Origin of the sequence: Streptomyces geranii, assembly GCF_002954775.1 — a bacterium.
GTDB classification, from domain to species: Bacteria; Actinomycetota; Actinomycetes; order Streptomycetales; family Streptomycetaceae; genus Streptomyces; species Streptomyces geranii.
Genome location: NZ_PJME01000057.1, coordinates 46434 through 54458, shown reverse-complemented (window position 1 = coordinate 54458; position 8025 = coordinate 46434). Strand labels below are relative to the sequence as shown.

The following is an 8025-nucleotide window of genomic DNA, read 5'->3' as shown; positions in this document are numbered from 1 at the left end:
GTCCGGCTGCGCCGGACGTGATCCTCTCCGCTTCGCTCCGAGGATCCGAGCCGGGCGCGTGCCGCGCCCGGAGCCCGCTGCGCGGGCAGGCCGGCCCGCTGCGCGGCCCCGGCTGAGAGTGCCTCAGTCTGGTGCATCACCTGCGGGATTGGTGTAGGGACTGGGGCTTCGGGCCACCCCCTCCGCTCCGCTGCGGAGGTGAGGCTGGCAGCAAGGGGAGGGGGTCCGGCTGGTGGTCCGGAGCGGCGCGAATGGATCTTGCCGTCATGACGGCAGACCGTAGTGCCGTCACTGGTCTGACTACTGACTGTGCTTCACTTCTGGGCCCTGGATGGACTCTGGAATGGAGGCTGCACCACTCTGCATCAGTGCGTAGCTGCATGTAGCGTTGGCGGATCCTGGGGACACCCCCTGAGGGGTGAACACGGCCTGTCCACCCCCCGGAGCCGAACCGGGCGCAACCCTGTACGCCCGCCTCCCGCCCTCGCGGGCGCGGGGCCGGACCGAGGGGGCGCAGCGCTGTGAGCAGCGCGTACACCCGAAACAGGCGAGCCCTGGACCATGTTCCGCACCACCCCGGCACGCCCCACCAGGACCCGACCGGACCTCCCCAACAGAGGCCGGCGCACCACCCACCAGAACCCCCACACCGCGCACGGGCCCGAACTGACGGACCGTCAGACATCATTGGTGAATTCCATCGGTCGCTAGAAACGCCATAGACAACCCAAACAGAATCCACCCGTAAACACGAAACACCCCCAGACGAATTCACGCCCGAAGGTGCTTCGGTGAATCGCAGATTTACGCCACCCGCTCCCACTCCCTCTTCCCCCGATTAACAACCGTCGCGCTGCGGCAGTCCTGCCCCGGTCATCGTGCAGCACCGACCCTGGCAGTTCGCCAGCCTCACAGTCGGGTGCCATGGGCCGCCTGTCCGACCCAAGAGCACCCATCGTGGGAAGTCATTGCCGGGCGAGGATCACGCCGACACAGGCCACCAGAACGGCTGCGGCTCCCGTGGCGACTCCCAGCGGCGTGGCGAGTGCCGGGTGGCGGTACGTCACGTAGGTGAGGCCGCCCAAGAGCATCGCGGCGACGAGCACCAAGAGGAACAAGACCAGGAGGCGGAGCGAGGACACGGGATTCCCCTCGTCGGGTTCGCCGGTGAGGCGAGCAGCGGAGGGACGCTTTCGTGTGGTCATGATCTTGTCTCCAGCATGGTGGGTGAGCACCCGGTGCGAGTGCTGCGTCTGCTTCCACGCTGGCGGCACGGCACAGGCCCTTGACGCGATGTACTGCGGAAACGCCGGAGGTTGACAAGCCAGTGCGTCCATATACGGCCTGCGACTTCAAGATCTGACAGATCCTGGAGCCTTGTCGAAGCGGAAACAGGGGGAGCCTCATGCCCACCAGGATCACCATGCCCTCCGAGGAGCAGTTGGCGCCCGGCCCGCTGCGTGAACTGATCAGCGGCCTGCATCGTCTCTATATGGATGCGGGAGCGCCCTCGTCGCGGCAAGTCAGTGCCGAGATCGAGGCGGACTCCGGTGCCCGGGGTGCGCCGAGCCATGAGACGGTCAGCGCGATCCTGCGCCGTCCTGCCCAGGTGCCGCGCTGGGAGAACGTGCAGGCGATGGTCCGCACGCTGGCCTCCTGGTCCCACCGTCGACCCGACGTCGATGCTGAGGTCAGCCGTTTCCACCAGCTCTGGCAGGCCGCCGAACTCGCCCCAGCAGCCGACGAGGGAGAGATCGGTGCCCCGTGGCACACCGATCCAGCCGATTACAGCCGTCCACTGCCCAAAGCCATGGCCGCCCTTACCGAGCCCCACAGCTTCGTAGCCCTTCTGGAGCAGATGGACAACGAGGGCCAGGACCGGCTGATGCCGCCGCTTGCGGCCGCATTGTGGACGCCACCCCAGTCCGCGAAATACTGCATCGAAGTCATGGACGAGTTCCACAGCGCGGGCCGTTCGAAGCTGGCCAACACCGTCATCGTCGCCGGCGCTCTCAGCGACCAGTTCCAAGAACTCTCGGCGGAACTCCGGGCGCTAGGCCGCCGTGAAGCCGACCAGGTCCTCGAAACAGCACACCGGTACATGCCTCTCCAGCGTGTCTGGGAGCACGCGAGAACGCTGCTCCCGGACCCCGAGAACACTGCCGAAACCAACCCGGCGCGTCTCCTCTTCAAGGAGATGACCCAGCACCGCGAGCCGTCAGAACTCGTCAACTTCCTCACCTCCGATGAGATCCGGACGCCAATTGGTGACGACCGGAAACAGCTCGCCGACACTCTCCTGACCGCGATCGCCGCCACCTACGGCGAGGAGCAACTACTCGAACTGACCGATCACATGCGCGACACCGGACTCGCCGCAGAGACCAGCCGTCTGTGGCGCCACATCGCCGAAAAGCGCACCCCACTTGCCCCCGTGCTGCGCGCCCTGCGCGACAACGAAAGGACCTGGGAAACCGCTGCCGTCCTGCGCCGCCTGATCCCCCAGCTGGCCCTCAGTCCGTACGAAGAAGACACCACCACGCGTATTGCACGGATGAGCGCCGTCCTCGATGAACTCCCGAAAGCCGGCCTGTATGAGGAGACCGAGACTCTTCTCCAGCTCATCGCCGACTACTGCCGTGCCAAGAGCATTCCGACCGAGTACAGGGCTCTGCTCACCCTCTACAGGCTCTGAGCTGGCCTCCGAGGCCACAACTACGCCCGGCGCCCCGCCCAGCCGCGCGCGGCCCCGCCGACGCGCGAGGGCCCGTGGGCGCCCGCTCCTCCCCAGCGCTCCCCGCGTCCCGCCCGCCCTTCTTCTTCCAGGTGAGGCGGGCGCGGGGTGCTCTGAGGGGGATGTCAGCACCCCGACCACGCCCATACGGGCATGGTGACCTGCGCAAACGCCGGAAGATCACGGAGGCTCGCGCAACACCTTGGCGCAACATCCAGCGCAACACCCTGGCGCAACCCTTGGCGCAACAGATGTTGCCGCCGGACGGGGCCAGGGTCGCCCGTGTGAGTGATGACAGCGGGTGCCGGCGGGCGGGATGCTCCGCAGGAAGCCATTGGCGGAGCCGGGTGCGCAGCGCGTCCGGCCCGCGCCGTGCGCAGCCCAGGTGGGCCCTCGGGTGGCCGATCGGGCCGCGCACGGCTGTGACCTGCGATGGTCGGACTCATGGTAGGGGCCGTGGTCGACGACCGCCCGGACCCCCGTGACGGTGACGGCGAGCAGCGTCAGGGCGCGGTACGGCGGTCCAGGGCGCGGGCGAGGTGTTCGGCGACACGCTCGTCGGCATCCGCGAGGCGGATGAGCTCGCGTAGGATCTCCGACTTGTCGACCGGACGGCCCGCGCGGCGGCGCAGAGTGAGGGCGAGCTGGTCGAGGGTGAGGGCGTCGTCCTGGTCCAGGAGCAGCGTGTACTTGCTGGGCTTGGGCGTGGTCTGCTCAGGTACTGCCGTCGCGCCGTTCCACCGTTGTGCCGTCGTGCCGTCACTGGCCTTCTGGTCTGTGGTTTCTTTGGGAAACCGGTCGGACAGGGCCAGCATGGTCTTCACGCCTTCGGTTTTGACCTCGAAGTCGTTCTTCTTGCTGCTCATGAGCTGGGGGTCTCCGGGAGGTAGCCGGCCTTCACGGCCAGGTCGCGGAACATGCGCGCGACGTCGGACTTCGGTTCGTACTGCGCGATCGTCAGGCCCTTGTTCTTGGCCTCCGCCACGGCGGTGCGCATCGGGATCTCGCCGACCACGGGCAGCGGGAGCTGGTGTATGGCGTCGTAGACCTTCTGGTGGAAGCCGGAGAACGGGCGGTCGATCTTGTTGATGACGAGACCCCGGTACCGCGGCGGGGCGACCCGGGCGTCCGTGACGAGGGTGTGGACCTGCCCCAGGAGCAGCTCCAGCGCCTCGATGGAGAACTCGTCCACGTCGACCGGGATCAGCACGTCCGTGGCCCACGTCAGCGCGTTGTCGGTGTCGACCTCGAGCGCCGGGCGGCAGTCCACCAGGCAGTGGTCGAAGTCGTCCTCCAGGAGCTCCAGCACCCACGACAGCCGGTGCTCGGCACCGCCGCGGACGCTGTAGAGCTTGCGCGGCAGGGTGAACAGGTCCAGCGCGGACGGGATCACGAACAGGTTCTCCGAGTGCTGGCGCACCAGAGAACGCGCCTGCTCCCGGTCGCAGCCGTCCAGCATCGCGGACGCGAGCGTCAGCTCCGCCTTGGGATCGAGCCGGTCCAGCTTCAGCCCGGTGGTCAGGTTGCCCTGCCCGTCCAGGTCCACCAGCAGCGTCTTGCGGCCCGCAGCCGCGAGCGTGCCGCCCAGATGCAGCGTGGTCGTCGTCTTCGCGCCCCGCCCTTCTGGTTCAGCAGCGCGTCTCTCGTCATCGCCATAACGGCAGACCGTACCGCCGCAACTACGGTCTACCGTCACTACGGCACACCGTAGTGACGGCATGACGGCACAACCTGCCTGATGCGGGCGGACAAGGGACCCGGGCCTGCGGAACAGCCACCGGACAAGGGGTGGTTCATTCGGAACGCAGTGGTCCGGCCGCTCATACACCTGAGCTACTGGCCCTCAGTCGAGGACGCGCTCGGAGCGGACAAGACGCCCGGGGAGGAAGAAGCAGTTCCCGGAGCTGTCGTGGACACCGGCGAAGGCTGCGGCATCTGCTGCTCAGCCGTCGGCACCGGGCCAAGCAGCAGGTAGAGGAGGCCGACAACGGCGACCCCGACCAGGATCGCGGCTCCCTTCTTCTCGTCCTTGTAAGCGGCGTAGGTTGCAAAACCGCCCAGCGCAAGCACAACAATGACCGTCAAGGGCACTGGGACCTCCCAAGTCCAGACCCTGGGCCCGCCTGCCGCGAACCGCCAAGAACTCGGCGGGCGGGCCCCCCTGTTGCCACCGAACCGTGGCCTTGAGGGTCACCATAAGCATCCCGGGCAGGAACACCTTCCGGACCGCTCTCGGGAGCAGGCGTGCACGGGTGCAAGCGCGTAAGGCAGCCCTCACGGTGCGCACGGTTCCGCTTTCGGACCCGGTGTGCCGTTCGCCCGGGATCTCTGACGCCCCTCTTCGCCTCTTCTCGCTGGCTGCACCTGTGGACCGGCCGTCCACGGCCTGGCGGTCGCGCGGCCGGCTGAGCCAAATTCACCCCGGTACAGCGGGGCTCAATGCTCGTGATTGCCGACACTTTGGCCGTCAGAGTGAGTCGTTGTGCGCAGTCCGCGCCTCAAGCGCGGGGGCGCCGGCCAAAGACGCGGCCGCCGGTCTGGGGCTGGTCGGCCTGCCCCGGAACGGCTCCGGCTGCGGTGCGCCGGCGGTAGTTCAGGCAGGGGCGGCACTCGCCGCCGGGCGTCAGGCCGTCCTCGGGGTAGACGTAGCGCTCGCAGGTCGGGCAGACCCACTTCCCCGCCTCCAGCCTGCGGCGGTGCTCTGCCTGCTCGCGCTGGGCACGCTCGCGTTCGGCTTCCTGAGCGGCGCGGCGGGCGTCGTCGCGCACCGAGTAGGCGCGGAAGTCGTCGGGGTTGTCGAGGGCGTCCTCGAGGGACTGCCACGTCGAATGCCCATAGCGCCACCACACCGGACCGTGCGGGCCGTGCGCGGCGAGCTGGCGCAGCGTGGTGGCGAGCAGCGGCACCGTGCGGTCGTAGTCGCGGTACCCGTCCGGCTTCTGGCCCTCGGGCGCGTAGCCGTCACCGTTCCACTCGCCGCGCCAGTGGCCGCGGGCGAGCTGCCCGACCTCATGCATGCGGGTCCGCATCGCGACGGTGCCGACGTCCTTGGTGAACACCAGCGCCACCGGCGGGTAGCCCTTGCGCGCCGGGGCCGGCCACACGGTCCGCCACAGCGGCACCTCGCGCCCGGCGAGGGTGACCCGGCGGGCGAAGAACCTCACGTAGCGCTCGATCTTGTCCGCGACGATGGGCGGGCCCTCGGTGCCGTTGTCGACCTCCACGAACATCAGCGGCGCCAGGTCGTGCCCGGGCGAGGCGAACACCATGTCGGCGCGCAGCGAACCGCGGGCCGGGGCCAGGAAGGTGCCGCCCGTGGGCAGCACCGCCTCCGTCGACCAGGAGGCGAGCGGCCCCAGCCCCTCCGGCCGCTCCACCAGCCCCTCCGGCGCCGGGGCGGCCGGCGGCGCGGCGGGGGCGAACTGGTGCTTGCGGGCGACGGGCTGCGTCGGCTCGGGCGGGGTCTGCAGGAACGCGTCCAGGACGTCGGTCACCGCGCGGGCGTGCTTCGCGCCGGAGGCCGCCGCCGCCCTCGCGGTGCCGCCCATCTCCCGGGCCGGGCGGTCCAGTATCACGGCCGCCGCATCCAGCCCGGCCCGGGTCAGCGTCCACAGCTTCTCGGTCACCCGTACGCCGGCCTCGTTCACCCGCACCGCGCTGCCCGGCGAGACGGCGAGCTTCTCGGCCTCTAGGTCCTTCAGCCCGCCGCGCACGGTCGCCGCGTCCTTCGTGCCCGGGCACATCAGCCGGCGGATCTGGTCCGGCGTCGCGACCTTGACCACCCCGAGCGCGGCCAGACACATCGTGCGCGTGCGGCCCGTCGACCCGTACCGGCGCACCTTCGAACCACCCACCCGCCCGCCCTCCCCTCCCGGCGCCCCCTCCCATCGGGACACCCCTTCTGTCCTGCCCGATCATGCATGACAGAGGGTTGTCGAGGCATGGCCGAACCCCGTAGCTCTGTGGTGAGCTGCATGAACATGGCCCAGACGCATCTCGGGCACCACAGGGGGACAACAGGGGCAACCACAGGGGACTGGCGCGGCGGACCCGGACCCCTTGTCCGTCCCGGCACCGGGGCCGTGCAAATACTGCGCCGCAGCCGCACCGGACGCGGTGCGACGACGACGGCCAGGAGCGCGAGCAGCTGCACGGCTCACCCGGGTTCACCGGCCGGCGGCGCTGGCGACGGTGGCGACCACGGCGACCAGCACCGCCGCTCCGGTCAGCGCGACGGTGAGCGGCTGGGTGAGCACCGGGCGCCGGTAGACGGCGTAGCCGAGCGCGCCGACGACCATCAGGCCGACCAGAACCAGCAGCAGGACGACCAGCAGGACGAGCGTGGACATGACGGGATTCTCCCTCGGGATCAAGCACACCCCGGGACGGGGCGTGCGGTGGTTAGGCGGCGCAGGGTGTTGGCTCCCTGGCCCTTGCGTCTCGGGGAGGCGCTCCGGACAGGGCGGCTCAGAGTGCCGGGCACCGGCGTTAGCCCCGCAACCCCCGCTCTGACCAGGCCATTTACAGGCACGTGTTTAGGTCACCCAGACGGCTCTCCCGCGAGGCTGCATGACAAGACCAGACCTCACAAGATGGCAATCGACCTCCCTAAAACGGCACAGCAGTAAATAAATAGAATATTTGGTCTATTTGGTCAGTCTCGGGAGCGCGACGGCTACCGCGAGAAGCTGACCGCCCCACAGCGCGGCGCGGACCTGACGGCCCGCTCCGACAGCCTGGTAAAGCACGCCCGCAGCCCCGCCGTACTCCAACGGATCACCAGCGTTAAGAGCACCGGTCCCACACGCCGGGCAGACAGCGCAGGTCACGGCTCCTGGCCGCGGCCGGGCCCGTGCCGCGTCGGCAACCCCACCCCGCACGGGCCCAATGCCGCCGGGCCGGTAGGCCCTCCCCCACATGGTTATGGGGGAGGCGTGACGGCGGGTCCCCCGCTCCTCTCGCCCAGTGAGCGGGCCGGTTGCCTGGCGGACGAACAGCGCAGCGTTCATCCGGGACGCGAGCGAACCGGCGCGGGCCCTACGCGCGTACGCGTGTACGCATGCGTTGGGCGCCGGGATTCACCGCGCGGCGGCCGGTGAACATGAACCGGTGAAACCGGCGGACAATCCAGCCGGTGAGCACCGACCGCCGCCCGCTGGGCACCCGGCCCGACCAAGCCGAATCTGTCTCGCGCGAGACACCCGAGCCGCCGCACGCACCGCGCGCCCGGTCTCCGGCCGCCGCGCCCTGGACACCGGCACCGCCCCGGCCCTCGCCTCCGGCGGTGACGA

At 69.6% G+C, this 8025-nt stretch carries 7 protein-coding genes; 1 reads left to right on the top strand and 6 read right to left on the bottom strand.

Going from position 1 to position 8025, the window contains the following annotated elements; translation table 11 throughout:
• Positions 1-965: 965 nt before the first annotated feature.
• A complete protein-coding gene (locus CW359_RS45590; RefSeq protein WP_157968729.1) occupies positions 966-1205 on the bottom strand; it encodes a hypothetical protein in 240 nt (79 codons plus the stop codon).
• A 200-nt stretch (positions 1206-1405) separates the two neighbouring features.
• On the opposite strand from CW359_RS45590, the gene CW359_RS38905 reads away from it, so the two are divergent.
• Complete coding sequence (locus CW359_RS38905; protein WP_105974946.1) at positions 1406-2695, top strand: hypothetical protein; 1290 nt, start codon at positions 1406-1408, stop codon at positions 2693-2695.
• A 542-nt stretch (positions 2696-3237) separates the two neighbouring features.
• Here CW359_RS38905 and CW359_RS38900 read toward each other — a convergent pair.
• From CW359_RS38900 to CW359_RS38880, 5 genes are all read right to left on the bottom strand, one after another.
• Entirely contained in the window at positions 3238-3600 is a 363-nt protein-coding gene (locus CW359_RS38900; RefSeq protein WP_105974945.1) for a hypothetical protein, read from the bottom strand.
• Positions 3597-4430 carry a ParA family protein gene (locus CW359_RS38895; protein WP_157968728.1) on the bottom strand — a complete coding sequence of 278 codons (834 nt, stop codon included), beginning with the start codon at positions 4428-4430 and terminating at the stop codon, positions 3597-3599. Before CW359_RS38895 ends, CW359_RS38900 begins: the two co-directional genes overlap by 4 nt.
• A gap of 137 nt (positions 4431-4567) precedes the next feature.
• Positions 4568-4819 (bottom strand): hypothetical protein, encoded by a 252-nt coding sequence (locus tag CW359_RS38890; RefSeq protein ID WP_198655548.1) that lies wholly within the window; start codon positions 4817-4819, stop codon positions 4568-4570.
• A 413-nt stretch (positions 4820-5232) separates the two neighbouring features.
• Entirely contained in the window at positions 5233-6588 is a 1356-nt protein-coding gene (locus CW359_RS38885) for a replication-relaxation family protein (RefSeq protein WP_105974942.1), read from the bottom strand.
• Positions 6589-6900: 312 nt separating this feature from the next.
• The gene (locus CW359_RS38880; RefSeq protein ID WP_105974941.1) at positions 6901-7083 is read right to left on the bottom strand and encodes a hypothetical protein; all 183 of its coding nucleotides are present in this window, start codon (positions 7081-7083) and stop codon (positions 6901-6903) included.
• Between the last annotated feature and the right edge of the window lie 942 nt (positions 7084-8025).

What these genes read in the sequence shown, in the direction of transcription:
- CW359_RS38905 (WP_105974946.1), top strand. Translation starts at nt 1,406, where the DNA reads ATGCCCACCAGGATCACCATGCCCTCCGAGGAGCAGTTGGCGCCCGGC.
- CW359_RS38900 (WP_105974945.1), bottom strand. Translation starts at nt 3,600, where the DNA reads ATGAGCAGCAAGAAGAACGACTTCGAGGTCAAAACCGAAGGCGTGAAG.
- CW359_RS45590 (WP_157968729.1), bottom strand. Translation starts at nt 1,205, where the DNA reads ATGACCACACGAAAGCGTCCCTCCGCTGCTCGCCTCACCGGCGAACCC.
- CW359_RS38880 (WP_105974941.1), bottom strand. Translation starts at nt 7,083, where the DNA reads ATGTCCACGCTCGTCCTGCTGGTCGTCCTGCTGCTGGTTCTGGTCGGC.